Annotated in this window: 23 protein-coding genes and 2 pseudogenes; 10 read left to right on the plus strand and 15 right to left on the minus strand. The window is 66.9% G+C overall.

Annotated elements, in window-relative coordinates; genetic code table 11:
* Positions 1-2 precede the first annotated feature (2 nt).
* Together JOF55_RS24650 and JOF55_RS23705 are read left to right on the plus strand one after the other, a co-directional pair.
* Entirely contained in the window at positions 3-149 is a 147-nt protein-coding gene (locus JOF55_RS24650; RefSeq protein WP_374727603.1) for a helix-turn-helix domain-containing protein, read from the plus strand.
* Positions 150-301: 152 nt separating this feature from the next.
* On the plus strand, positions 302-1,036 hold the full coding sequence (locus JOF55_RS23705) for a hypothetical protein (RefSeq protein WP_310278921.1): 735 nt from the start codon (positions 302-304) through the stop codon (positions 1,034-1,036).
* Between the two features lie 138 nt (positions 1,037-1,174).
* Here JOF55_RS23705 and JOF55_RS23710 read toward each other — a convergent pair whose 3' ends face one another.
* The 4 genes from JOF55_RS23710 to JOF55_RS23725 all read right to left on the minus strand — a co-directional run bounded on the left by JOF55_RS23710 (position 1,175) and on the right by JOF55_RS23725 (position 5,588).
* Positions 1,175-2,116 (minus strand): ParB/RepB/Spo0J family partition protein, encoded by a 942-nt coding sequence (locus tag JOF55_RS23710; RefSeq protein WP_310278924.1) that lies wholly within the window; start codon positions 2,114-2,116, stop codon positions 1,175-1,177.
* Positions 2,116-2,790, minus strand: coding sequence for a ParA family protein (locus JOF55_RS23715; protein ID WP_310278928.1), 675 nt, complete (start codon positions 2,788-2,790; stop codon positions 2,116-2,118). Before JOF55_RS23715 ends, JOF55_RS23710 begins: the two co-directional genes overlap by 1 nt.
* Before the next feature lie 220 nt (positions 2,791-3,010).
* Positions 3,011-4,993: a hypothetical protein gene (locus tag JOF55_RS23720; RefSeq protein WP_310278931.1), complete on the minus strand. Its 1,983-nt coding sequence runs from the start codon at positions 4,991-4,993 to the stop codon at positions 3,011-3,013.
* A gap of 400 nt (positions 4,994-5,393) precedes the next feature.
* Entirely contained in the window at positions 5,394-5,588 is a 195-nt protein-coding gene (locus tag JOF55_RS23725) for a hypothetical protein (protein WP_310278934.1), read from the minus strand.
* Between the two features lie 688 nt (positions 5,589-6,276).
* Between JOF55_RS23725 and JOF55_RS23730 the strand changes: the two genes are divergently transcribed.
* The gene (locus JOF55_RS23730) at positions 6,277-6,531 is read left to right on the plus strand and encodes a hypothetical protein (protein WP_310278938.1); all 255 of its coding nucleotides are present in this window, start codon (positions 6,277-6,279) and stop codon (positions 6,529-6,531) included.
* A 21-nt stretch (positions 6,532-6,552) separates the two neighbouring features.
* Here the strand turns inward: JOF55_RS23730 and JOF55_RS23735 are convergent, their stop codons facing one another.
* Complete coding sequence (locus tag JOF55_RS23735) at positions 6,553-7,419, minus strand: LysR family transcriptional regulator (RefSeq protein WP_310278941.1); 867 nt, start codon at positions 7,417-7,419, stop codon at positions 6,553-6,555.
* Between the two features lie 83 nt (positions 7,420-7,502).
* Here JOF55_RS23735 and JOF55_RS23740 point away from each other — a divergent pair, with 83 nt between their 5' ends.
* The gene (locus tag JOF55_RS23740; RefSeq protein WP_374727604.1) at positions 7,503-8,228 is read left to right on the plus strand and encodes an SDR family oxidoreductase; all 726 of its coding nucleotides are present in this window, start codon (positions 7,503-7,505) and stop codon (positions 8,226-8,228) included.
* A gap of 312 nt (positions 8,229-8,540) precedes the next feature.
* Here the strand turns inward: JOF55_RS23740 and lhgD are convergent, their stop codons facing one another.
* The 8 genes and pseudogenes from lhgD to JOF55_RS23785 all read right to left on the minus strand — a co-directional run bounded on the left by lhgD (position 8,541) and on the right by JOF55_RS23785 (position 15,406).
* Positions 8,541-9,737, minus strand: a complete 1,197-nt coding sequence (gene lhgD / locus JOF55_RS23745; RefSeq protein ID WP_310278948.1) for an L-2-hydroxyglutarate dehydrogenase — start codon at positions 9,735-9,737, stop codon at positions 8,541-8,543.
* Positions 9,738-10,019: 282 nt separating this feature from the next.
* Complete coding sequence (locus JOF55_RS23750; RefSeq protein WP_310278951.1) at positions 10,020-10,799, minus strand: aldo/keto reductase; 780 nt, start codon at positions 10,797-10,799, stop codon at positions 10,020-10,022.
* 2 nt (positions 10,800-10,801) lie between these two features.
* The gene (locus tag JOF55_RS23755) at positions 10,802-12,091 is read right to left on the minus strand and encodes an APC family permease (protein ID WP_310278954.1); all 1,290 of its coding nucleotides are present in this window, start codon (positions 12,089-12,091) and stop codon (positions 10,802-10,804) included.
* Complete coding sequence (locus tag JOF55_RS23760; protein WP_310278957.1) at positions 12,072-12,371, minus strand: hypothetical protein; 300 nt, start codon at positions 12,369-12,371, stop codon at positions 12,072-12,074. The genes JOF55_RS23755 and JOF55_RS23760 overlap by 20 nt, the downstream gene beginning before the upstream one ends.
* A gap of 9 nt (positions 12,372-12,380) precedes the next feature.
* Positions 12,381-12,710: an Rv3488 family transcriptional regulator gene (locus JOF55_RS23765; RefSeq protein ID WP_310278960.1), complete on the minus strand. Its 330-nt coding sequence runs from the start codon at positions 12,708-12,710 to the stop codon at positions 12,381-12,383.
* A 275-nt stretch (positions 12,711-12,985) separates the two neighbouring features.
* Positions 12,986-13,748 (minus strand): annotated as a pseudogene (locus JOF55_RS24655) (arginase family protein).
* Positions 13,745-15,214, minus strand: a complete 1,470-nt coding sequence (locus tag JOF55_RS23780; RefSeq protein ID WP_310278969.1) for a DHA2 family efflux MFS transporter permease subunit — start codon at positions 15,212-15,214, stop codon at positions 13,745-13,747. The pseudogene JOF55_RS24655 and the gene JOF55_RS23780 overlap by 4 nt, the downstream one beginning before the upstream one ends.
* 57 nt (positions 15,215-15,271) lie before the next feature.
* Positions 15,272-15,406 carry a ferredoxin gene (locus tag JOF55_RS23785; protein ID WP_310278971.1) on the minus strand — a complete coding sequence of 45 codons (135 nt, stop codon included), beginning with the start codon at positions 15,404-15,406 and terminating at the stop codon, positions 15,272-15,274.
* A gap of 363 nt (positions 15,407-15,769) precedes the next feature.
* On the opposite strand from JOF55_RS23785, the gene JOF55_RS23790 reads away from it, so the two are divergent.
* The 5 genes from JOF55_RS23790 (at position 15,770) to JOF55_RS23810 (ending at position 20,615) form a co-directional block, all read left to right on the plus strand.
* Positions 15,770-17,467 carry an SPFH domain-containing protein gene (locus JOF55_RS23790; RefSeq protein WP_310278974.1) on the plus strand — a complete coding sequence of 566 codons (1,698 nt, stop codon included), beginning with the start codon at positions 15,770-15,772 and terminating at the stop codon, positions 17,465-17,467.
* A complete protein-coding gene (locus JOF55_RS23795; RefSeq protein ID WP_310278978.1) occupies positions 17,467-18,825 on the plus strand; it encodes an SPFH domain-containing protein in 1,359 nt (452 codons plus the stop codon). The genes JOF55_RS23790 and JOF55_RS23795 overlap by 1 nt, the downstream gene beginning before the upstream one ends.
* Positions 18,826-18,964: 139 nt before the next feature.
* The gene (locus JOF55_RS23800; RefSeq protein WP_310278982.1) at positions 18,965-19,186 is read left to right on the plus strand and encodes a site-specific integrase; all 222 of its coding nucleotides are present in this window, start codon (positions 18,965-18,967) and stop codon (positions 19,184-19,186) included.
* Positions 19,187-19,208: 22 nt separating this feature from the next.
* The gene (locus JOF55_RS23805; RefSeq protein ID WP_310278984.1) at positions 19,209-19,802 is read left to right on the plus strand and encodes a hypothetical protein; all 594 of its coding nucleotides are present in this window, start codon (positions 19,209-19,211) and stop codon (positions 19,800-19,802) included.
* A gap of 417 nt (positions 19,803-20,219) precedes the next feature.
* The gene (locus tag JOF55_RS23810) at positions 20,220-20,615 is read left to right on the plus strand and encodes a DUF3224 domain-containing protein (RefSeq protein WP_310278987.1); all 396 of its coding nucleotides are present in this window, start codon (positions 20,220-20,222) and stop codon (positions 20,613-20,615) included.
* A gap of 363 nt (positions 20,616-20,978) precedes the next feature.
* Here the strand turns inward: JOF55_RS23810 and JOF55_RS23815 are convergent.
* Positions 20,979-21,540 (minus strand): annotated as a pseudogene (locus tag JOF55_RS23815) (HD domain-containing protein); the annotation flags it as partial.
* Between the two features lie 58 nt (positions 21,541-21,598).
* Between JOF55_RS23815 and JOF55_RS23820 the strand changes: the two are divergent.
* Entirely contained in the window at positions 21,599-21,730 is a 132-nt protein-coding gene (locus tag JOF55_RS23820) for a hypothetical protein (protein ID WP_310278990.1), read from the plus strand.
* Positions 21,731-21,863: 133 nt separating this feature from the next.
* Here JOF55_RS23820 and JOF55_RS23825 read toward each other — a convergent pair whose 3' ends face one another.
* Positions 21,864-22,352 carry a hypothetical protein gene (locus JOF55_RS23825; RefSeq protein ID WP_310278993.1) on the minus strand — a complete coding sequence of 163 codons (489 nt, stop codon included), beginning with the start codon at positions 22,350-22,352 and terminating at the stop codon, positions 21,864-21,866.
* Positions 22,353-22,420: the final 68 nt, after the last annotated feature.

Consider the following 22,420-nt stretch of genomic DNA (forward strand, 5'->3'; position numbering starts at 1 on the left):
CGATGACTCTCGCCGCCATCTCCCGCTCAGTCGGATACAGCAGCCCGTTCAGCTTCAGCACTGCGTTCAAGCAGCACTACGGGGTCAGTCCGCAGAAGTACCGATCCCGCTCCTGGATTTGCCGTTTCAGGCCAATGCCGGGGAGTTGAGACTTGTCCTGATCATAAGGCCTCCCCGCGGACTGGTACCGGCCTGGGCGCGATGGTCGACACCTGTACGGTCCGGCCAGTGCGCCTGGCCGTTCGGGAGCTTTCGGTGCGTGATGCAGGATCCCATTACTTGTCAGTGAAATACTGACGGTATGCGCACCCCTCCCCGTGTGACCCGTCAGGAGCTCGAGGCCGCCGTGCAACGGATCCACTCACGACGGTCTAAAGTAGACGATCAGAATCGGGAACTCCTGGGCAACGACCCAGCGAGCACCCTGGATTACCTGCGAAAATACACCGACCGCGACATTCCGAGCTGGGTACGTCAGGCTGATGTCGCCGACTGTCTGATCCTGCACGTGTGGACGTGGTGGGAGGACCGTCGACGGGAGCGCGCCCTCCTGCGCGCGGGGCTCCGAGAAGGGATGTTCCTGTCCCAACTCGGTGCGCCGCTGGGGATATCCAGCAGACAAGGAGTGCGGGATGCTCTCGACAGGCTCGAAGCACTGCTCGAGTACGACCGCCCGGACGAGAAGATCACGCGGGACGCTCGACGGGTGAAGCAGTCGAGTGATGCTCGACAGGCATGGATCGACGACAACCTCGACGAGGTGCGAACTGCAGCAGCACGCCTGCTCGCTTACTCGAACATGGTCACCGACGAGGACACCGAGTGGTTCGAGGAGTTGCAGGCTGACTACGAGGCCGACGCCTGGACGCCCGCGTCTTTGACCGTGTTGGGGTTGGCTTCCGGCGAACTGCGCGCCTCCCCCGTGGTATGTGAGTTGGATGAGCAGCACGCCGTGCATCGTGCTCTGCGATATGCCGATGGCCTCCGCAGTGCCTTCTCGACCATCCGAAAGACCAACCCCAACGGGGCAGGCTAATTACGTCACGGTGACGGTAATTCTGGTCGGCTGCTACGCCGCCCTTCCTCCGGATATCGCGGCTTCGCCACCGCGACAAGAACACGGTGGGAGGTGCCGGCCTATCACCGTCACCTCCCACCGTGGACAGTGTCGTACTCAGGCTTGGAGCAGACGCACCAGTTCGTTGCGTTCCTCGGTCGTGTACTCCTGCGCCAGCCGTGCTGCCAGTTCCGAAGGGGCGGGCAGCTTGCGCTTGGGCTGTGGCGGGCGAGTACTGACCACGGCCGGACCGTCCGAAACGGCAGCGGCTTCATCGGGCACATCAGTGCCATGCGAGGAACCGTTCACGCTGTGGGTGATTACGGCGTAATCACCCACAGGCTCAACGCTCGGCGCCTCCACATCCGGCATCTGTGATTCCGAAGCAACGGGGGTCACCACCGGCTCGGGAATGGAGGCATCCGGGTCTTCATACGGCGGACCGGCTTCCACTGCCCGGCGTTGCCGTTCCAGTGGAATTCCCGCCAAGTTCCGCGCTTGAACGACGGTGATCTCCCCGCGGGCAAGTGCGTCCTGCATTTCCGGCACCAGATCCAGCAAGGACAGTCGTTGCGAGATGTAGCCCTGACTCTTCTTGATCTTTCCTGCCAGTTTGCGCTGGGATCCGTACTTGTCCAGCAGCTCTCGTAGGAGGGCTGCCTCCCGTAGCGGTGGGAGATCCGTGCGATGCACGTTCTCGATCAGTGTCGACTCGTCGAAGACGTCTTCCCTACCGAGACGCTCCTGGATGACAACCGGCACCTCGGCGAGGTCGGCTCGGCGAGCTGCCGTGAGCCTCCGGTTTCCCTGGATGACCACCCAGTGGGCCGAGCCGATCTCGGACTCGAACTCCGGGTACCGACCGAGAAAGATCTCGTACCGCACCACACCGAGCGGCTGAAGGAGACCGTACTCGTGAATGGACTCCGCCAGCTCCTCGATGTCGTCGTAGTGGTCACGCGGGTTGCGCGGATTGTGTGCGATGCCGTTGACGGGCACGCTTGTTGGTGAGTGGGCGCTGTCTACAGTGGCGGATCCCTGTACACGCCGGCGCCCCATCAGGCCCCCTCGACTTTGCCGCCGTAACCGAGCTCGAGCGCCAGGCTCAGAAAGTCCGAACGAGCCTCGGTCGCTGTGCGCCCCGGTGGATACTGGGTCACGACCTTGCCTTCGGCGGAGGCGTTGGTGTGCATCTTGTACCGGCGGATGATGGTGTTACTGTAGTCGAGTTTCTGCTCGCCGAGCCACGCCGTGAGCGCATCGAGATCCAGACGGCCGTCTCGTCGGTCCCACAGATTACGGACGATCCGGTAGGGCAAGCTTCGGGGCTCGATCAGCTCACGCACGGTGCGTTCTGTGGGGCCGTATGCCAGCGGCTCGGGAACCGTCGGCACGATCACGTCGTCGGCCACATCAAGAGCCCGCGCCAGGACCGCAGGGCGGGCCAAGCTTCCCGGGGCATCGATGAAGATGTGCTGGTATCCGGTGTCGGCCAGCTCGGCCAGCCCCTCGGGGCGATCGTCGAGTTGGTCGTAGTCGAATGGCAGCGCCTCTGCATTACCTCGTTCCGCCCACCACACGGCTGAAGCCTGCGGGTCGATGGAGGCAACGAGTACTGGTGGCATTTCGGGATCGGCCCCGAGAGTATCGGCGACGACAGCACCGAGGTTCACCGTGATGGTGGTCTTTCCGACGCCGCCCTTCTGCGACAGGACCGCATGCACCTGAGTCATGTTTCTCCTTGTGATTCCGTTCGCTTCGCCATCCAAAATGGCTACTTCGGACAGCATGATCGTGCCACACCGCGCTAGCGGAAGGGAACGCGCCACGCCGACGGAATCCCGCTCAGGTGATTACGCCGTAATCACCCCCGGCAAGCCGATCGAGCCATAGGGCCTGCTCCAATGGCGCTCACCCTCGCGGGGTGATTACGGCGTAATCACCCCGCGAGGGTCAAGCTGCTGTTCGCAGTACAGCACTGCCGGGAAGTACCTGCCGGGCAAGGTCACGAGCAGTCTTATAGTCGGCTCGTCCGCCCACTCGCGTCGGAAACCGCCCCAGTCTCTGCCGCCAACCAGCACTTCCCACAACGGGCAGGATCACCTGAGTAGGCCCTGGGGCCGCTCCCGTGCGACGTTTACCCGGCCGTCGACGCCACCGCTCCTCCTCGTCCCACCAGTCACGCACGATACGGTCGATCACATGCTCGTCAACACGCTCGGCTCCCCTGCCCAACACGCCGAGCTGCGCTGCGACTCCCGATGGATCGCCACAAGCACGCACTCCCCGGTTGTCCTGCACGGCCAGGCCCCAATCGCAGAGTGTCTCGATGTGCCGCCACACACGAGTAGCGCCGTAACCAGTGGCACTCATCAGATCAACGAGTGTGGTCAATCCGCACAGCAGTGCCCACCGGGTTCGTTCCAGGTGATGTCCAAGACCACGCCCATACGTCCACACATCCTGCTTGACATGCTCGAGACGCCTCTCCAAACGAGTTTTGAGACTTCTTCTCTCCTCTTGGGCCACTTCGGCATCCAGTTCATCGCTCACTGAAGTTTCAGTAGTTACCGAATCAAGCCCTCCAAGTTGGACTTCTCCACCCTCCAGTTCGGAAACCCCGGGGGCGGGTGAACCTTGTGTCCCACTTTGATCCACAAGCCCGAGAAGCCGCCAAGTAGCTGCTTGAGTGCGATCCCCCGGATGTTCCCGGACGAGCCAGGCATGGCCGGTGTCATCGGGGGAGGCGAGGCGGTGTGCTGCTCGGGCAACTGCGGAGCGGCTGTGTCCGGCTGCTTGGGCCCAGCGGCGGACGTCGATGTCGACTGCCGGACGACCGGCTTCCAGAACTTGCCGGCACAGTGCGTCGAGGACTGCCCGATCCGCCGGTCCGCTTCGACCGGCCCAGCGCCATGGCACGGCATCGGCGGCAGCCTGGATGGCTGCGACCGTGGCGACCACGGCGGCGTTGCTTCCCCGCGATCCGGGGGGACCCTCCGGGAGGTGTGCGGCAGCCAGGACGGCTCGGTTCCACTGCCGCTCCAGTAGGGAGCGTGCCTCGGAGGAGCTGCGCGGAACGCGTCTGCCGCTTTCGGCTCGGCTTCTGAAGTGCTCCATGCCGATGTTGGCCTGTGCGTGTGCCAACGCGGTGGCGTCTTCCAGGCGCAGCCGAGCGAGCGCGAGGCCGAGCAGGATGCTGTATCCGTGTGCGCTGTAGTCGCCGTCCGGGGCCGGTTCGGCCAGGCGTCGCAGTGTCCCATCGCCCAGGTCGCGTACCGCACCGGTCAGCCGCAGTGCTCCGGATTCGTCGGTGGCGATCGTCCGAGGGTGGTCTGCCGCGCGGTCGCCGGGGGAGGGGGCGGCCGGGGCGGGCGTTTGCAGCGTAACCAGGAGCTCGTGCAGGACATCGGCGGTCGTTCCCCGTTCGAGCGCGGCGGCCGCCGTGTGTATCTGGCGGGGCGTGATCGTTCCGTGCACCCCGTGGATATCGGGATCCAGTGCGGAGACATGGCCACAGCGATGCCGAGCCCCTGGCGGCCGCACGCATCCTGTCCGAGGATTGGTCAGCGCTGCCGTGTCGAGTGTCGGCAGCCAGCCGCTCAGCGCGCGGGCGATTCGGGAGACCAGCTCGGCGGAGGCACCGTGAGGGACGCCGACCCAGACATGCCGACTCCCGGGTGTTCCGGAGTGGGCGACCACGTGCGGGATCGCCCGTTCGGACAACCAGAGCCGGAGACGGGCGAGATCGGTCGCCACTGCATCCGCTCCGTGCCGGTGTGCATCGAGGTCGAATGCCAGGAGCCGGTAGCGCCCCTGCCGATCGGCGAGGTACAGCGCGTGCGGGTGGCATGGCGGCCGGTCGGGGAGTGCCGTCGATGTGTAGTTGTGGTTGTGTTCGGCATCGATGCGGACCCGGGCACGTGGCGAGACGCGCACCGTGAACAGGTGGTGGAGCCGGTCTTGCTCGGCGGCATCGGCCGGAACGTTGTGCTCGGCACCCCACGCATTCGGCGTGGACGCACTGGTACCGAGCGCTGTATCGATTACCCCGTTCGGATCAATCTGCGTGTCGGGGCTAACTCGAGTGGAATCTGTGTCAGGGCGTGCGCTACCCTGGAAGCGACTAGCCAAAGTCAGCTCCCTAGGTAGGGGCACCGGTGAGGGGCGAGGTGGTGCTCGCCCCCGCCAAAAACCAAGCAAGTCGATCGGTTTCCCGTGGTGGGGAGGCCGGTCAGTGAATTGTTAACCGACCTCACCCGCCCTCACCCGAGGGCGGGTTTTTACTTGCTCGGCTGGCTCTGCACCGGTGCGATATTCGGATGTGGAGTGTCGCGGATCAGGCGGTTTGAGCCAGCACCTCCTTGTCGTCCTCGTCGTCGGTCCGCAGGTGCGGATTGTCCAGATACAGCCGCATGGCACGGCGGGCGAGCTCGGCGACCGACTCGTTCATCGCGGCCGCCTGGCTGGCTGCCTCACCATGGAGCGCAGGATCGACTCGTACGAACAGCACCTTGTCCTTGATGTCAGTCACGGCGTCCTCCCACCGCTATCGGGTTGCTTTGATCAACATAGCGTATCGACGCTAGCGGCTGTGAGTGACACGCCGTATGCGTTGTAGTTGCTCTCAAGTTGTGTACCAGACCGCTTGAGAGTGAGATCAACGACCTTCGCTTCGGGAACGCCGCAGCGGATCCGAAGCAGGTGGCGTGGCATCCGGATGATGTCACGCCGTTCCCCTGGTGCCAGGGGCGCTGCGGGCAACGCCTGCCGCACGCTCGATCGTCGCAGTCGATACACGCCCTACCTTGGCGCAGATCATCCGGACTCGCATAATGGTGGTGTGGATCCCTCCCACGTGCGTGGGGTAGCGGGTTTGGCTTTTCATAGGAGTTCCCAGGTTCAGCGGCGTATCGTCGCCTCATGGCTGCGGCCATGCGGTGCTCGCGGTATCGATCCCATGCGGCTTCCTTGCCGGGGCGGGGCGTGCCTGGGGCGGGGAAACGGAGCCTCGCGTATCAATAACTCCTGCCGTTGTCGGGCAGCAGCGAAGCTTGCGGGCTTTCTCTGGCGGTTCGACGTTCGGCGGGTCGCTGTCGTGATGCGTCGTCGCGGGGCAGCAGAGGCAGGCGAGGACGGAGGTGCTTTTGCTGGTCACGTGCCCGCAGTAGTCAGGGTAAGGTGATAAAGGCCGGTGTGAGAGATCGACGGGAAGGGCGGACATGGTTACGGGTGACGCCATGGTCAGCGACAACGACACCGTGCTCGGCGAGAGCACGGATGCGTTCAAGGCGCTCGGCGACCCCGTCCGGATGGATCTGTTCCTCCGCATCGCAACGGTCGACGAGGTCTCGTGTACGGATAGGGGTTTGAAGAACAACCGGGGAGGATTGAACGTTATCGCTGGTCACCAGGCTGGCTCAGCTTCCGTCGGAGACTGGTCACGTGCTCGTCTCCGAAGCTATGACCAGCTATGATGTTCACCAGTGTTTAATCTGTCACGGATTTTCCCCAGACCCCAGCCTGACCGCTGAGCGGACAAGTGATGCGACGGCCGGTGAGTGGCTGCTTGGCGGCCATGCGATCACTGTGGTGACGTTCGGCGCGTCGACGATGGGCACCGCGACGTGTTCGGGCCACTGCCAGGCACGGCTGGAGGCAGGGATGACGAGCAGCGTTTTGCCGAGCGCCACGAGCTGAGCGAGCTGGGACTGAGTGTGCACTTCGGGTCCGGGCCCGTCCGGGTAGGACCCGTCGAGCCGGGGCCATCGAGCGATCGGCAGGTCCGGTACGTCGCGAACATCCGCCAGCGTGAGCTGATCGTGCGACGCGAGCGGGTGCTCTGCGGGAAGGATCGCGACCTGGCCTTCGACGCAGAGGTCCTCGGTGTCGAACCCGGCGAGGTCGTCAAACGGCTGGTGCATGAGTGCCACGTCAGCGTGCCCGTCGCGGAGCAGCCCAGCCTGCTCGCCGACCTCGCACAGGAGGACCTCGATCGGCGCCGCACCAGATTTGCTCGCAACCGCGTCGAGGAGCCGTTGTAGCAGTTCATGGGACGCCCCAGCCTTCGTCGCGAGCACTAGCGGCCGCGTCGGGTCCCCGGCACGCCGCGTCCGCCGTGCAGCGGCCGCGACCGCGTCCAGGGCCGATCTGGCCTCCCGAAGTAGCACCCTGCCGGGGTCAGTGAGCCCCACTCCACGGCGATCCCGATCGAGGAGCTCGACGCCGAGCCGCCGCTCCAGCTGGCGGATTGCGCGTGAGAGCGGAGGCTGTGCGATTCCGAGCCGAACGGCGGCACGTCCGAAGTGCAGTTCCTCGGCAACGGCGACGAAGTACCGGAGCTCGCGGGTCTCGAAATCCTCCACGGACGGAGCCTAACAGCTGATACTTGCTGAGTATCACAGCCTGCTGAAACGGTCTTGGACGAGGAGTGCGCGGTTCGCAGAGCATGGATCGTGTGAACGACACGAAGACCGCGCTGGTCACCGGCGCGAACAAGGGAATCGGTTTCGCCATCGCACAGGGGCTCGGGGCGATCGGCTGCACGGTCGCGGTGGGGGCTCGCGACGATGCCAGGCGCGAGGAGGCCGTCGAGCGCCTGCGTGCCGCAGGCGTCGACGCGTTCGGGGTCGCACTCGACGTCACCTCCGACGACAGCATCGCCGCGGCGGCGGCGACCATCGAGCAGACGGCCGGGCGGCTCGACGTGCTCGTCAACAACGCAGGCATCTCTGGCCGGGCCGACGGCGACGCACAGGATCCGACGACGCTCGACCTCGACGTCGTCCGCACCGTCCTTGACACAAACGTATTCGGGGTCGTTCGGGTGACGAACGCGATGCTCCCGCTGCTGCGCCGCGCAAACTCGCCGCGCATCGTCAACATGTCGAGCGATATGGGCTCGCTGACGCGGCAGACCGGCCCGATCATGGCCGCGTACGCCCCGTCGAAGTCCATGCTCAACAGCATCACGGCACAGTACGCCCGCCGACTCGCCGATACGAACGTCATCGTCAACGCTGGCTGTCCCGGCTATGTGGCAACCGACTTCACCGGCTTCAACGCGCCGCGGACGCCCGAGCAAGGTGCCGCGGTCGCAATCCGGCTCGCCACCCTGCCGGACGACGGGCCGCGCGGCGGCTTCTTCGACGACGAGGGCGTCGTCCCCTGGTAACCCCGGACGGAGGGGAGCTCCTTCCGCACCGTCAGGAACGCCTCCCCGTAATCGGCACGCCCTACCCCCGCACCACAGGGGCCGGTAGCGGTGTGACCACAGGGTCGAGCAGGTGAACGGTCTGGTCGGTGTGCAGCGGGCACCGGTGGGGACCTTGATATGGGGTTGATCCAAACGGTGGGCGATCCTCTGCGTGTTGCGGATTCGCTGTGCTGGGCGCGTCCGACGCCAGGGTGGATTCCCGGTGTTGGGGAGATCCCGGGACGCAAGCAGTTGTTGACGGAACGAGGGGACTGGGGCGCGGTCGTGGGATCAGTCAACCGCCATCCGGTCGACGACGTGCTCGGCGATCGCGAGACTCGAGGTCGCGGCGGGCGACGGCGCGTTGCGCACCGTGGTGATGCCGTCCTCGTGGCCGATCCGGAAGTCGTCCACGAGTGCCCCGTCCCGCTCCACGGCCTGGGCACGGACGCCGGCACCGGCGCGCCGCACCTCCTCGGCGCCGATGGACGGCACATAGCGGCTCGCGGAACGCATGTAGGCCTTGATCGAGAGGCTGCCCCACATCTCCGCTGCGCCGGTACGCCAGTGGGTGCGGGCCATCCGCCAGAACCCCGGCCAGGTGGCCATGCTGCGCAGGTCGGCCGGCGCCATGTCGCGGCGGTGGTAGCCCTCACGATCGAGGGCCAGGACGGCGTTCGGACCGACCTCGAGCTCCCCGGAGACGCGGCGGGTGAAATGTACGCCGAGAAACGGGTAGCGCGGGTCCGGGACGGGGTAGATCATCCCGCGAACCAGATCGCGCTTGGGCGGGGCGACGCTCATGTACTCGCCCCGGAAGGGCACGACCCGCGGGCCGTCCACACCATCCCCCAGCCGCGAGACCCGGTCGGCCTGCAGTCCGGCGCACACGACGAGCCGGTCGACCGGGTGCACACCACCTGCGGTTTCGAGGTCGATGCCGCCGACCCGCCGGCGTACGCCGGTCACGGCCGTGGACAGCAGCACGCGTCCGCCGGCCTTCTCGATGTCCTCGCCGTATGCCCTCGCCACCGCGGCGTAGTCGGTGATCGCGGTCTCCGGCGAGTGCAGTGCGGCCAGCCCGGCCGCGTGCGGCTCGATCTCGGTGATCCCCGATCCCTCGACCCGTCGCAGCCCGGGTACGCCATTGCGCCGCGCGGTCGCCTCGAGGGCGTCGAAGCGGTCGAGTTCGGAACGGTCGACCGCGACCACGAGCTTGCCGCACTCGTCATACGGCAGCCCCCGCTCGGCGCAGTACTCGCGCAACATCGAGCGGCCACGTGTGCACAGTTCGGCCTTGAGGCTGCCGGGCTTGTAGTAGAGGCCCGCGTGCACGACACCGGAGTTGTGCCCGGTCTGGTGCACCCCGAGCCGATCCTCCTTCTCGAACACGACGACCCGGGTGTTCTCGTAGCGTCGGCTGAGCTCGCGCCCGACCGCGAGACCCACGATGCCGCCGCCGACGATGCCGATGGTCTGACCGGTCACCGATTCCCGTCCTTCCTTCTTGCGTTGGTCCAACGCTCGTCAGTTCAGCATTCGTCACTCGACGAGGCGGAGCGCGACGGTCTTGACACGGGTGTGGAAGTGAAGCGCTTCCTCGCCCTGCTCCTTGAACGACGAACCCGAATCTCGGAATCCGCCGCGTGCTGGGATGGCGACCTGACGATCCCATCGGGGTCGCTGTGCCGTTCGCCGTCGTCGTGTGGGCCGGTAAGCACGATCATGGCCAGCTCGGCCACGGCGGTCCCGACGACGTGGAAGCCGCTGTCACATGCCCTCGCCGATCCGCGCACGATGGCTGCCGTAGACCGCGTCGCGCACCTGCATGTCGGCCAGGAAGTCTCCCGGGAAACCAAGCTCGATCGAACTCGCCTTGTCCAGCTCGGCGAGGTGATCAGTGGAAAGCTCAATGTCGAGGGCGCCGAGGTTTTCGCGCATCTGCTCGGCCTTGCTGACGCCGATGATGGGAATGACCCGCCCCGACCGACGACGCAGCCACGCGATCGCCACCTGCGTCGCCCTCGCACCAATCTCACCCGCGACGTTCTTCAGGGCTCCGACGAGCGGATCCTTGCTGCCCCGCGCCAAACGACCTCCACCCAACGGCGACCAGGCGGTCACCGCCAGCCCGAGCTGTGCGGCCATGGGGACCAGTTCCCGTTCCACCGTTCGCTCGCCCAGGGAATACGGCACCTGCAGACCCGAGAACGCCGTCCAGCCCCGCAGCGTTGCCAACGTGTTCGCCTGAGCCACCTCCCAGGCATACCAGTCGGAGACCCCGACATAGAGCACCTTGCCCGCTCGAACCTGATCGTCGAGGGCACGCATGGTCTCCTCGACGGGGGTCAGCATGTCCCGAGCGTGTACCCAGTACACGTCCAGGGGGCACCATGTCGACCTCTCAGTCCAGTGGAGGCTGCGGTGTAGTCGGTGGGAGGTGCGGTGGTTTGCTGCCGCGTCGGCGTGTGCGGTGGGCCAGTTCGGCGGCCAGGCCTGCCACGGCGAGGTCACCGTCTGGTGCACAAGCTCCAGCAAGGAACCGAGCATGGCTACTCGCTATGCGATGTGTGTGGCTGCTGACGCCGCCGCAGCAACGTGGTCAGAGCACGCCCGCCAAGTCCGGTCAGCAGGACTGCGGTGCCGACGAGCACACTGGGCAGGGGCAGGGTGGCGGCCAGCAACAGGCATCCGGCGAAGCCGAGCACGGTCAGCGGGCGCAGCCAGTGGCGCTGGGAGCCGGGCAGGGTGAACGCCGAGGCGTTGGCCAGGGCGTAGTAGCCCAGCACGGCGAAGCTGGAAAACCCGATCACTCCGCGCAGGTCGGCGATCAGCACGATGACCAACACTACCGTGCCCAGCAGCAGTTCGGCGCGGTGTGGGACCTGATAGCGCGGGTGGATGGCTGCCAGCCAGGTGGGTAGTTCGGCATCGCGGGCCATGGCCAGGCTGGTGCGACCGATGCCGGCCATCAGCGACAGCAACACCCCCGCCGAGGCCACGGCGCCACCGATACGCACCAGCATCGCCAACCCGTCGAGACCGCCGGCACGGACGGCGGCGGCCAGCGGCGCCGTGGAACCGGCCAGTGTCCGGGGCCCGACGGCCAGCAGTGCGGCCAGGCCCACGAGCGCGTAGATGACCACGACGAGGCCCAGGGCCAGCGGGATCGCCCGGGGGATGGTGCGGGCCGGTTCGCGGACTTCTTCACCGAGGGTGGCGATGCGGGCATAGCCGGCGAAGGCGAAAAACAGCAGCGCGGCCGCCTGCGTGATCCCGAGGAACCCGTGCGGAAACCACGTGGTCAGATGTGCCGGGTCGGCCGCTCCACCGCCGAGGCCGGCTGCGATGACTCCGGCCAGGGCCAGCAGAGTCAGCGCCACCAGCACGCGGGTCACCCGGGCGGTCCTGCCCACCCCGAGATAGTTCACTCCGGTCAGCACCACGACCGCCGCGACCGCGATCGGCACGGGATGGGCCGGCCAGGCATAGGCACCCAGTGTCAACGCCATGGCCGCGCAGCTGGCGGTCTTGCCGACCACGAAACCCCACCCGGCCAGAAACCCCCAGACGGGTCCGAGCCTGCGATTGGCGTAGACGTAGGTACCACCGGATTCGGGATAGCACGCCGCCAATTGAGCCGAGGCCATGGCGTTGCAGTAGGCCACCACTGCCGCCAGCCCCAGCGCGAGCAGCAGCCCGGAGCCCGCCGCGGCCGCAGCCGGCCCGAACGCGGCGAACACACCGGCGCCGAGCATCGAGCCCAGCCCGAGTACCACGGCATCGAACACCCCCAACCGGCGCGCCAGCTGCGGGGACGACTCAGCAGATGTGGCAGACACGAGAGGGCTCGCTTCCTTCGCGCATAACCAGAGTGGCCAAAAACCGCCGGACGGGCCTCGGCGGGGTCATTGGGCGGTGTCCGGCTGCATGGTCCGGGTGCATGTCCGGGCGGGGTGGGATGGCCAGCCGCTTATCCGGCGACCAGGCTCCGGCGCCGACGATGAGCAAAAGCAGCAGACTCCCGAGCATGGCGACCAGGACCGGGATCACCGACCTCGGCGCATGGGTGCCCAGCAGCCACACCCGCCAGGACGATGCCACGGATGCAGTAGTGGTCATGTGTGCTCCCTAACCGTTTGCCTCGGTGCCGCTGCCGCGGTCCCCGAGGACTTCGCCGGCCAACTCCCGCAGCGCGGCTCGATCGGCGGCCAGGGCCTCACGCCCGGCGTCGGTGGCCCGGTACACCCGCCGCATGCGGCCCTCCACGGTCTGTTGTTCGGAGACCAGCAGCCCGTCGGCTTCCAAGCGGTGCAGCGTGGGATGCAACGTGCCCGGACTGATCTCATAGCCATGACTGGCCAGTTCACGGGCCATCCACGCGCCGTGGATGGGCTCCTCGGCCGCGTGATGCAGGATGTTGCAGCCGGATCGCCCCCCCCCCCGCTGAAACTCGTGCATCGTCTGCTCCACCTCGACGCCTGTCCGTCCCACCCGACACAGGAGCGACGGAACCGATATCGGAAACCGATACTACGTCGTGGAAAGATCCACTCACCGCCACTGATGTCGGCCGAACCACCCGGGCTCAAACTCGCCCATTAAGCCGCTGTCGATGGGGCGACGGCCCGGTCCGGTAGCGACCAGCTCTCGGCGCCGGACCGGCCTGCTGCCGACAAGCTCCACGAGCAGTTTCCTCGCCCGTCAGGCCACCGGTGTCCGGCACGTCACCGGCGTCAACCCGGGTACGGTCCCCAGGCTTGGCGTTGCGTGGCCGCGGGCTTGCGCCCAGCTTGCCCGCGCGGATGAGGACCGCGAGGCTGTCCATGATCACCCGGCTGCTGATCAGCGCGGACTGCTCGGCCCAGTCGTAGGGCGGGGAGCATTCCACCACCTCGATGCCGACCAGTCCTGGTTCGGACACCCGCCGGATCAGGTTCAGCGCCTCGCGGGCAGCAACCCGCCCGGTTCGGGCCAGCCGGTGCCGGGCACGAACCCGGCATCGAGCACTTCGATGTCGAACGACTTCTCCAGGTTGCCGGGGATGGTCAGCACATCGCCGATATCGACGACGTTGAGCTGTTCGCGCAGGTCCACTCGGAGTTCGTAGGAGTAGGTCCCGAACAGGTTGGTGGCGCGCCGAATCCCCCGCGGACCGAACCGAGCGCCCGGCCGGTAGGTCGCGCCCGCGTCCAACGGCACCCCGAAGATCGCCACCTCGACATCGGCAATGTCGTGCACGTTCTCCGTGAACGGCGACTTCAGGAACGTGCCGCGCTCCCCGGCGAAGTGCGGCAGTTCACTCCGCGCGAAGGTGGACAGGGTCCGGTCGTCCAGTTCGCGGAGTCCACTTCGGACTGTGTTCACGAAGTTTCGGGAGAGGGCGGTGTCGGGCCTGTGTGACCAGGTCGCCGAGCACAGCCCGGGATGGTTGCCCCGGCTGAGATTCCGAGGGGGTCCCGGCGCGGGAGCTGCCGGCTCGGCGTCCGGCCCGGTCAACCGTCGCGGTCCTCACCGGTCGGAGTGGCGACCGGAGTGGGGTCGGGGCGAGTGCGGATGAACAGCGCCGCGATCAGGGCGAGCACGCCGATGCACCCGGCGACGACGAACGCGGTGCGCAGGCCGGCGGCGTCGGGGCCGCCGGAGTGGTCGACGCTGCCGAGGGCGGCGACGGTGACGAACACGGCCGTGCCGAACGCACCGGCGACCTGCTGGAGCGTGGTGAGGATGGCGCTGCCGTGGGAGTAGAGGTGGTCGGGCAGCCCTCCGAGTGCCTCGGTCATCAGTGGGGTCATCATCAAACCGAGCCCGGCCATGAGCAGCACGTGGATACCGATGACCGCGGCCAGCGACGAGCCCGGGCCGAGCGCGGTGAACAGCCACAGCGACACCGCCATGGCCAGCGCCCCCGGAATCACCAGGGGGCGAGCCCCGAACCGGTCGAACAGCGCCCCGACGGGACGGCCGAGCAGCCCGAGGACCAGCCCACCGGGCAGCAGGGCCAGTCCGCTGACGAACGTGCTGGTGTGCAGGACGGTCTGCATGTAGAGCGGCAGCAGGATGGAAGCGGCGCCCAGCAGGCACATGAACAGCAGGACGGTCAGGATCAGAGCCACCACGAAGCTGCGGTGGGTGAACGGGCGCAGGTCGAGCAGGGCTCGGTCGTGGCGCTGCAGGCGGGTCTGGCGCACCACGAAGATCGCGAGCGCGACGATCCCGACCACGAGCGGTAGCCACGGCGGCAGCGGCTGCTCCCCACCACCGGACTTCCCGAGAGCGGACAAGCCGTAGAGCACACCGCCGAACCCGACCGCGGACAGCAGCACCGAGAGCAGGTCCAGCGGCACCGACCTGGTGTGGCTGTCGAGGCGCAGCCAGATTGCTCCGATGACCAGTGCGGTCACCGCCAGTGGCAGCACGATCCAGAACATCCAGCGCCAGCCCAGCGAGGACAGCACCGCCCCGCCGATGGTCGGTCCGAGCGCGGGGGCGACGGCGATGACGATGGTGATCGTGCCCATCGTCGCGCCGCGCCGCTGGGGCGGTACCAGGCGCATCACCGAGGTCATCAGTAGCGGCAGCATCACCGCGGTGCCGCAGGCCTGCACGACACGCCCGACCAACAGCGTCCCGAATCCCGGTGCCAGCCCGCTGAGCAACGTGCCCAGGCTGAACAGCGCCAGGGAGGCAAGGAAGATCTGGCGCGGGGTGAACCGCTCGAGCAGGAATCCGGTGGTCGGGATGACCACGGCCATGGTCAGCAGGAACCCGCTGGTCAGCCACTGCACCGTCGTGGTCGAAACACCGAGTTCGACGGTCAGGTCCCGCAGCGCGACGCTCAGGATCGTCTCGTTGAGGATCATCACGAAGGCCGAGGCGACCAGCACGCCGATCAGCAGGGTGGCCCGCGGCGCCGCGGGACTTCGGTCGGGGGCCGCGGTCGGGGCGCTCGCGGTGTCGGTCATGGGCAGTACCTCGTCAGGAGCGGATTCGGTGTGGCGGGGCCGTGGTGATGTCGAGCGTCAGGATGTCGCGGTGCGGGCGTCGTCGAGCAGTTCTGCGACACCGTCCGCATCGCGCCGGTCGAACACCTCCGATGCGGAGAGCACGCATTGCCCCGTCCCGATGCACTCGGCCCGGGCGATTGCGATCTTCATCGCTAGCCTCCCTCCGACAGGGCTCCGGGCGCGGCTCGCTGGACCCGTGTTCTCATCAGGTGATTGATTCACCCGCACGCTAGCATTTAAGTCAGTCAACTGTCTGAGAGATGTGGCCCACAAGACCGCGTGAGAGGCCGACATGCGGTGCCTGTCGCCGCACAGGGCAGTGGCCACCGTGTCGAGAACGACTCGCTGGTGTCGGTGAGCAGAGGCGGGCGATCCCGAGGCCGGACGGCCCTACCCCACAGATCGTGTGCGGTAGCCTCTGGCGACCTCGCAACGCGCGACACGGCGCAGCGAAACCGGGTGCTGTTACCGCGCGTCCGATGGGGGAATTCGCAGTGATCAAGGGAGCGATACATGTCCATCGCAGCGGCCGGGCCCCGGGATCAGGGGCTCGCCGAAGCGGTCGGTGAAGCCGCAGAAGAGGCCACCGACGAGTTCGCAATCGACCCCGGAGACTTCATCTCCGCGCGGGAACAGGGCACCTCGGCGGATACCCGGATCGAACAGCAGACGGCACCGATCGGCGAGATCGGTGAAATCGTCAACCGCAGCGTTTCCGAACGTGGTGACGACGGAGGATGGGTCAATGTCATCTGCCCCGTGGTGATCCCCAAGCGCAGTGCGTTCACCACCGTCATTCTGCCGGTGCTGGCGCTGGCTGCTCTTGCCGTGATCGGGGTGCTGGTGACCACCTCGACCGGCACGGGGCAGGCGTGGTTCGGCCCGCACATCTGGGTGCTGCTGGTGATCGTGGCCGTGCTGTTGTGGGCGCGGCGCAGCGTCATCATGGTGCCGGACGGCTGCCAGGCGATGATCACCAAGTTCAGCAAGCTGGACCGAACGGTCGGACCCGGCCGCACGGTACTTCTCGACCCCCGCAAGCAGGTCAGCTATGTCGTGAACACGACGCGGGAGTACCCGTACAACGCGCCGATCAGCGAGGCACCCACCCGGGGCGGGATCAAGGCCTCGGTCGATCTGTTCCTGCAGTTCCGCATCGAGGATCCGACACAGTTCATGTACGCCCTGGGCGCCGTGTCCGGGTTCTCCGACAAGCTGTTCAATGCGGTCAGCGAGGTCACCCGGAGCCTGATCTACCAGCAGCGGGCCGAGGACATCTACGACCTCGTGGGAGAGAGCACCCAGGAGCTGCTGGACGGCCTGAACGAGCAGTTCCTCCCCGCTGTGCGGTTGACCAGCGCCAACATCACCCACGCCGAGCCCTCCGACCAGCAATACCGGGCCGACCTCGCCGCGCCGGAAATGGTGCGCCTGGCCAAGGAGGCCTACACCTATGAGCACGAGCTCAGCCTGCGCAAGGAGCAGGACGAAGGTGACCTGAACAAGGAATTGGCCTCGATGAACGAGAGCCTGTCCGGAATCAACGCCGAGATCGCCAACCACCAGGCGCAGATGGACACCGCACTGGAGCGGGAAACCAATCGCGCCAAGGCACAGGCGCGGCAGCGCTACGTCGAGGCGGAAAGCACCGCCAACGCCAACGCCGCGCTGCTGGAAGCCCAAGCCCTGGACATTCGGGCAGTCAGCGCGGCGGAAACTCCGGAGATCCTGGAGCACCGCTACGAGCAGGACGTGCTGAACAAGCTGGAGGGCCTCGCGGAGCACCTGCCGATGCTCGTCTCACTCGGTGACGGCGATGGTGGCGACATCGACTATCTCGCCACCGCACGGCGGATGCTGGGCATTTCCGAGGATGGTGCCGGGTTGTCCGACACGGACGTGGCTACGATCCGGCAACGTACCGAGGCAATCCAGGAACGCATCCACGCCCGGGAAGCCGAGATCAGCGACTTGCTGGCAGCAAGCGCGCACGACGTGACCGGCGACGAACCCCCTGCTGAGGAAATCCCCGGTGAAGAGACCTCTGGTGAAGAGATCTCCGGTGAAGAGATCCCCGGTGCGGACCGGATCGAGCAGATCAAGGCCTCGGTGACCGACGAATCGATGACCGGGCAGGCCGAGCACCTCGACGACCCGATCTCCGGTAGCACCACTCAAGGCAACGAGCAACACCAGGCAGGTGGGCAGTGATGGCGACCCAGCAACGCAGCTTCTCCAGGATCACCGATGCGGTCGCGGCATGGTCGAACATCCGCCAGCTCATCCGAGGCGGCGACGAGGGCAATCTCGTCCCCGTGGTGATCCCGAAGGACAATCGAGGCATCGGGTGGCTCGTGCTGCTGCTGGCAGCCCTCTACCTCGCCGGGACGGCCGCATTCGGTGGTGGGGTCGTGGCCACAGTCGCCTGGGCGGGCGCCGCGCTGGCGCTGGTGCTCGCCGTGATAACGCTGTGGCGTGGTTCGATCGTGGAGATCGAACAGGGCACGACCGGCGTCCGAAGCCGTTACGGCGCGTTCAGTGGCACCTTGTCACCCGGCAGGCACTACCTGTGGTGGCCGTGGGACAAGGTGGAGTTCGTCGTCGACACCACCACGGAGATCCCGTACAACGCGCCGGTTGCGGCCTGCCCCACCTCGGAGGACGTGCCGCTGAAGGCGATCGAGTTCTTCCTGAAGTTCCGCATCGACAACCCGGTCGACTTCGTGCGCACGATCGGCGCGGGCAACTTCGACGTGGTGCTGTTCAGCGCGGTGCAGGACGCGATTCGCCAGCGCGGCAGGCGAGTGCACACCGAACAGGCCTACGACCTGCGGGGCAGTGATGTCGAGGACATGCAGGCGACGCTGAACCGACAGCTCAACAAGTACGGTGTGCAGATCCTCGGCGCGAACATCCCGGACGTGCAATTGCCGGATCAGTACCAGCAGCACCTCGCCACCCGCGAGCGTGTCGCCAAGGAACTCAGTGCTTACGAGCGCGAGTGGGAACTGACACGGAAGCGACGTATCGACAATCTCCTGATGGAGATCGAGCGCGCCAAGAAGACCCGCGACGCCAAGCTGGTCGAGGTGAACGCGGCCCGGAACAGGGCGCGCCAGGATGTCGCCAGGATGCTGGAGGAGCAGGAAACCGAGGCGCAGCGGGCGCAGTGGGAGATCGAGACTCGCGGCAGGGCGACGCTGACCGAAGCGCAGAACGAGGCGAAGTCCCGTCAGCGACTCGGCCAAGCCTACCGCGACAACCGCGCCGTGCTGCACTATGAGCTGGCCCGGCGCAGGCTGGAAGTGGGCGAAAAGCTCGCCGGGCACGCGCCGCGTCCGGTCGTCGTGCACGGCGGTGGGGGAGAGACGTCGCCACTGTCCACGCTGATGCTGTCCCAGTTGCTGCCGAAGATGAGCTCGCAAGCATTCGCCACGGGCAACGGCGCGGGTTCGGCGACGGCATCCGAGGAAGGCCACAGTGCCTCCATGGGTGAGGCCATGCACGCGATCGGGCAGACCGGCGAGCTTGCACAGTCGCTGCTCGACCGTGACGGCTCGGGGAACTAGACACAACGCCTCAGGGCGTTGTGTCCGGCGACCTCAGTAGAACGCGAAGTGGGGAAGACCGCCACGGATTCGGTGCCGACCACAGCAATCCGCACCGAATCCGTGGAAGTCCTCGCAATGCGCCACCACGCCGGTGTTCGTGCTGGACGAGGAGACCTCGGTCGAACGGCTCGGTCGGTGGTTCGCCGACCGCTGGGGTAAGTCTGCGGCGGCGACGGCCAATGCTCGGCTGGACGCGCTGCGCTCGGCCGCCGCATGGTGGCGGATGCTGTACGAGACCGCGGCCCGCGCCGAGGAGGTCCTCGCGTTGGACGTCGACGAGCTGGACCTGCGTAACCGTCGCGCGAGGGTGCCGCCGTAAAGGCGGTGCGGCCGATGTCATCGTGTGGCGCACCGCCACCGCTCGGCTGCTTCCGCGCCTGCTGGACGGCCGGAAGTCAGAACCGGTGTTTCTCACCGACCGGCGTGCCCGTGTCGAGCTACCGCCGGTGGATGTGGACCCGGGATCCAGGCGAGCGCGGTTGTCGTATCGGCGCGCGACCGAAACCTTCGAGCAGGCCACCACGAACCTGACCGGTGGTCCCCACACGCTGCACCAGCTGCGGCACTCCACGCTGACCCATGCCGCCGAGGACAGGACCAACACCTCCACCCTGCTGGCTTTCTCCGGGCACAACATCGGTGGCCTCACTGGCCCGATGCTCGAAGGTCTCCCCGGAAGTGCTGACCCGTTGGCAGCATGCCCGCGACCCTGCCGCTCGTCGCCGGTGACATGCGGGGGGGCTCCTGTAGTGGGTCAGTCTCCGTTGGGTTCGGGGCTGGTGCGCTGGGCCGGTGGGTGTGCGGGTGGCACGGTATCCAGCACCGTGGTGACCAAAGCAGTGGCATCAGCCGGGGCGCCTCTCGAATTCCCGTGGCGAATCGGCAACGTGATCACCGAAGCCGACGTGGGGTCTGAAACCGGCAGGCTCTTGTGATCAACTGGCCTGTATTCCCGTTCCGGCTTGGTGGCTGTTACTGGTTGTGGTTGCCGGGGCGTAGCGATTCCAGGTGCCCCCGAGGATCAAAGGAACGACGAGCTGGCGCAGGAGCGCGCTGATGGTTTCCGGACGCAGCGGCTGACCTGCTCGCCGACCGGGGAACAACCACGGCGAGTTCGGGTTGGGCGTAGAGCAATGGTCCGGGCGCGGATAGGTGAGCCGATGGCGAATCCGGTCTCGGGCTGAGCACGGGCGCTGCGCCAGCGCAGGTAATCACCACCTCGGGAACGCCTCGGTCGACGTCGTCCCCGTTGGGCACAGGACCACACCCCTTCCTCAAGACACCGCGGTCGCGGATCGCTTCCGTGGCATCTGCCCCGCCCGATGACAGGGGTCACGGCTAGCTTCATCGGTATGACTGATCAACAGGCGGGCCGCACGATCGAAGCTCCTTTCGAGATCACAGAGTGGGACGAGATCGTCTACGAGGAACCCGGCGAGGGACCCAAGCTGACCCGGATCACGATCCGAAAGCGCTACCAAGGCGCGATCGAGGGCTCGGGAGTCGTCGAAGTACTCACAGCCCAAGGAACCGCGGGCGCCGGTTACGTGGCCTCCGAGCGGATCGAAGGCACGCTCGACGGTCGCGAGGGCACCTTCGTCATCCAACACGGCGGTCTGGCCGAGGGAACCAACCAGAGCAGCTACGGAAACATTGTCCCGGCTTCCGGCACCGGAAGGCTCACGGGCATCTCGGGCCACGCAAAGGAGGTTCAGCAGGAAGTCCTCACACTCGTCTACACGCTATGAGAGCCACCGTGCGGCCGGACTCCAGTCTCCGTGGTGACGACCTCGCTTCACCGGGGAGCAGCCACTGCTGGCATGGGTGCAATTGGGTAAGTAATGCGCGTCGATGTTACTTGGCGTGGTGACCCGGAATCGGCCAGGACTTCGGCGAGCTCCAGGTGCCAGCGGTGCAACTGGTCGACGGCATCGAACACGCCGTCGATCCCGGGCAGACCGCCATGTTCGACGGCGACACCCCGCAAACCTGCCGCGGTGCGGGCGCCGAAACCTGCCCCTGACCATGACCGTCCACCTACCGCCCGGTCCCGCCGCTGCCCCTGAGACCTGCCCAGCGCGCAGGTTACGCAGGTCTCGGGGGCGGAATCGCTATTCCGGCCAGGCGGAGTTTTTGATGACTTCGACGAAGTCGCCGCGGACGAATCCGGGGACGCAGTGGGCGAGCACGTCGGCCTTGACGTTGCCGAACGTCGTCTCGGGGCGGTCCTTGATGCCCTCGGTGAACGCGGCCAGGAGCCGGTTTTTGAAGTCCGGGGCGGGGATGCGCGGCGACCACGGCTGCGCGCTGCTCATCGGAGACCGCGTCGTAGCCGATGCCCAGCACGTCCAGTTCCACTCCCCGGGTGACCAGAGCGATCTCGGAGGTCATGTGCAGCGGGATCTCCGGTGTGGTGTGTAGCGCGATCGCCGTCCAGACCCGGTCGGCCTGCTCGCCGGTGACGCCGTGGGCGTGCAGGAACCGCCGCGCCTCGTCGGCACCGTCGATCTCGAAGCGCTGATCGGTGCGGCGGAACCGCTCGGTCAGCCCCAGATCGTGGAACATCGCCCCCACATGCAGCAGCTCCGGATCGAACCGCAGGCCCTGCTCGTGCCCGCGCAGCGATCCCCAGAAAAACACTCGCCGGGAATGATCGAACAGCAGCGGCGCAGTACGACGCCGCTGACGGAGGGCCGCTCCTCTGGTCGGGACTCCATCTCATAGCGGGACCGTGTACCGCACCCTGGAGGGCCTTCTGCCCCTGATCGACCTACTTCCCGGCAGCGCGGACGGGATCGACTACATCGCCGAGATCGCGGACGAGTACCTCACCGGGGAGAAAGGCGTAACAATCCCCGCCTGACAACCGGGTTCGGCGGGCACTCGCGCGAGTGACCGCCGAACCGGAACGTGAGTCGACGCCTTGCCGGGTCACGCGGCGCCCCGAATAATCGCTCCCGGCCGGGCACACCGGACCCAGCCCGGGCCTCATCGGATCAGGCCCGCCTGTGTTCCGTTCCGTCGGAGACACCGCGACGGCCCCGACGGAGCCACTCGCCGGTGCTTGCGGCGAGGGTGCACATGAGTGTGAAGCTCGGACCGAGCAGACCGACGCACACGAAGGGGAGCCCCATCTTCAGAAACCCCTCGGTGGAACCGTCCTCCGTGCCCACGAGCAGCACCAGAAGGGACACGATCAGAACGACGAGCGCCACGATCCCCCCGACCGCGCCCGTGACCACCATCCACCGTCCGGCAGGTCGGCGCAGCAGCAACATGACAGCCCCCACCCCCAGCGTTGCCACGATCAGGACGTTGCCCACGCCCGCGAGCAGTTCGAACAGCTCGACCCCGTAGCTCCACTCCTCGAACGCTGCGACCGCCCAGGACCCGTGCGCCAGCAGCCCCGGAGCCACGAGCAGCGCCGCGAGGACGGCGAGGAAGGCCCCGTGGCTCCCGGAATCCGAGCTTGGTGCCTCGGACACACTTCCCCTCGATCGACGACTGCCACGCCGCCGGGAAAACCCGGCAACGAAACGAGCCACGACCGTAC

Source organism: Haloactinomyces albus (genome assembly GCF_031458135.1).
GTDB lineage: Bacteria > Actinomycetota > Actinomycetes > Mycobacteriales > Pseudonocardiaceae > Haloactinomyces > Haloactinomyces albus.

Coding starts and splice junctions, on each gene's coding strand:
- JOF55_RS24650 (WP_374727603.1), top strand. CDS start 3: ATGACTCTCGCCGCCATCTCCCGCTCAGTCGGATACAGCAGCCCGTTC.
- JOF55_RS23705 (WP_310278921.1), top strand. CDS start 302: ATGCGCACCCCTCCCCGTGTGACCCGTCAGGAGCTCGAGGCCGCCGTG.
- JOF55_RS23710 (WP_310278924.1), bottom strand. CDS start 2,116: ATGGGGCGCCGGCGTGTACAGGGATCCGCCACTGTAGACAGCGCCCAC.
- JOF55_RS23715 (WP_310278928.1), bottom strand. CDS start 2,790: ATGACTCAGGTGCATGCGGTCCTGTCGCAGAAGGGCGGCGTCGGAAAG.
- JOF55_RS23730 (WP_310278938.1), top strand. CDS start 6,277: ATGGTTACGGGTGACGCCATGGTCAGCGACAACGACACCGTGCTCGGC.
- JOF55_RS23740 (WP_374727604.1), top strand. CDS start 7,503: ATGGATCGTGTGAACGACACGAAGACCGCGCTGGTCACCGGCGCGAAC.
- JOF55_RS23750 (WP_310278951.1), bottom strand. CDS start 10,799: ATGCTCGGTTCCTTGCTGGAGCTTGTGCACCAGACGGTGACCTCGCCG.
- JOF55_RS23760 (WP_310278957.1), bottom strand. CDS start 12,371: ATGACCACTACTGCATCCGTGGCATCGTCCTGGCGGGTGTGGCTGCTG.
- JOF55_RS23765 (WP_310278960.1), bottom strand. CDS start 12,710: ATGCACGAGTTTCAGCGGGGGGGGGGGCGATCCGGCTGCAACATCCTG.
- JOF55_RS23780 (WP_310278969.1), bottom strand. CDS start 15,214: ATGACCGACACCGCGAGCGCCCCGACCGCGGCCCCCGACCGAAGTCCC.
- JOF55_RS23785 (WP_310278971.1), bottom strand. CDS start 15,406: ATGAAGATCGCAATCGCCCGGGCCGAGTGCATCGGGACGGGGCAATGC.
- JOF55_RS23790 (WP_310278974.1), top strand. CDS start 15,770: ATGTCCATCGCAGCGGCCGGGCCCCGGGATCAGGGGCTCGCCGAAGCG.
- JOF55_RS23795 (WP_310278978.1), top strand. CDS start 17,467: ATGGCGACCCAGCAACGCAGCTTCTCCAGGATCACCGATGCGGTCGCG.
- JOF55_RS23810 (WP_310278987.1), top strand. CDS start 20,220: ATGACTGATCAACAGGCGGGCCGCACGATCGAAGCTCCTTTCGAGATC.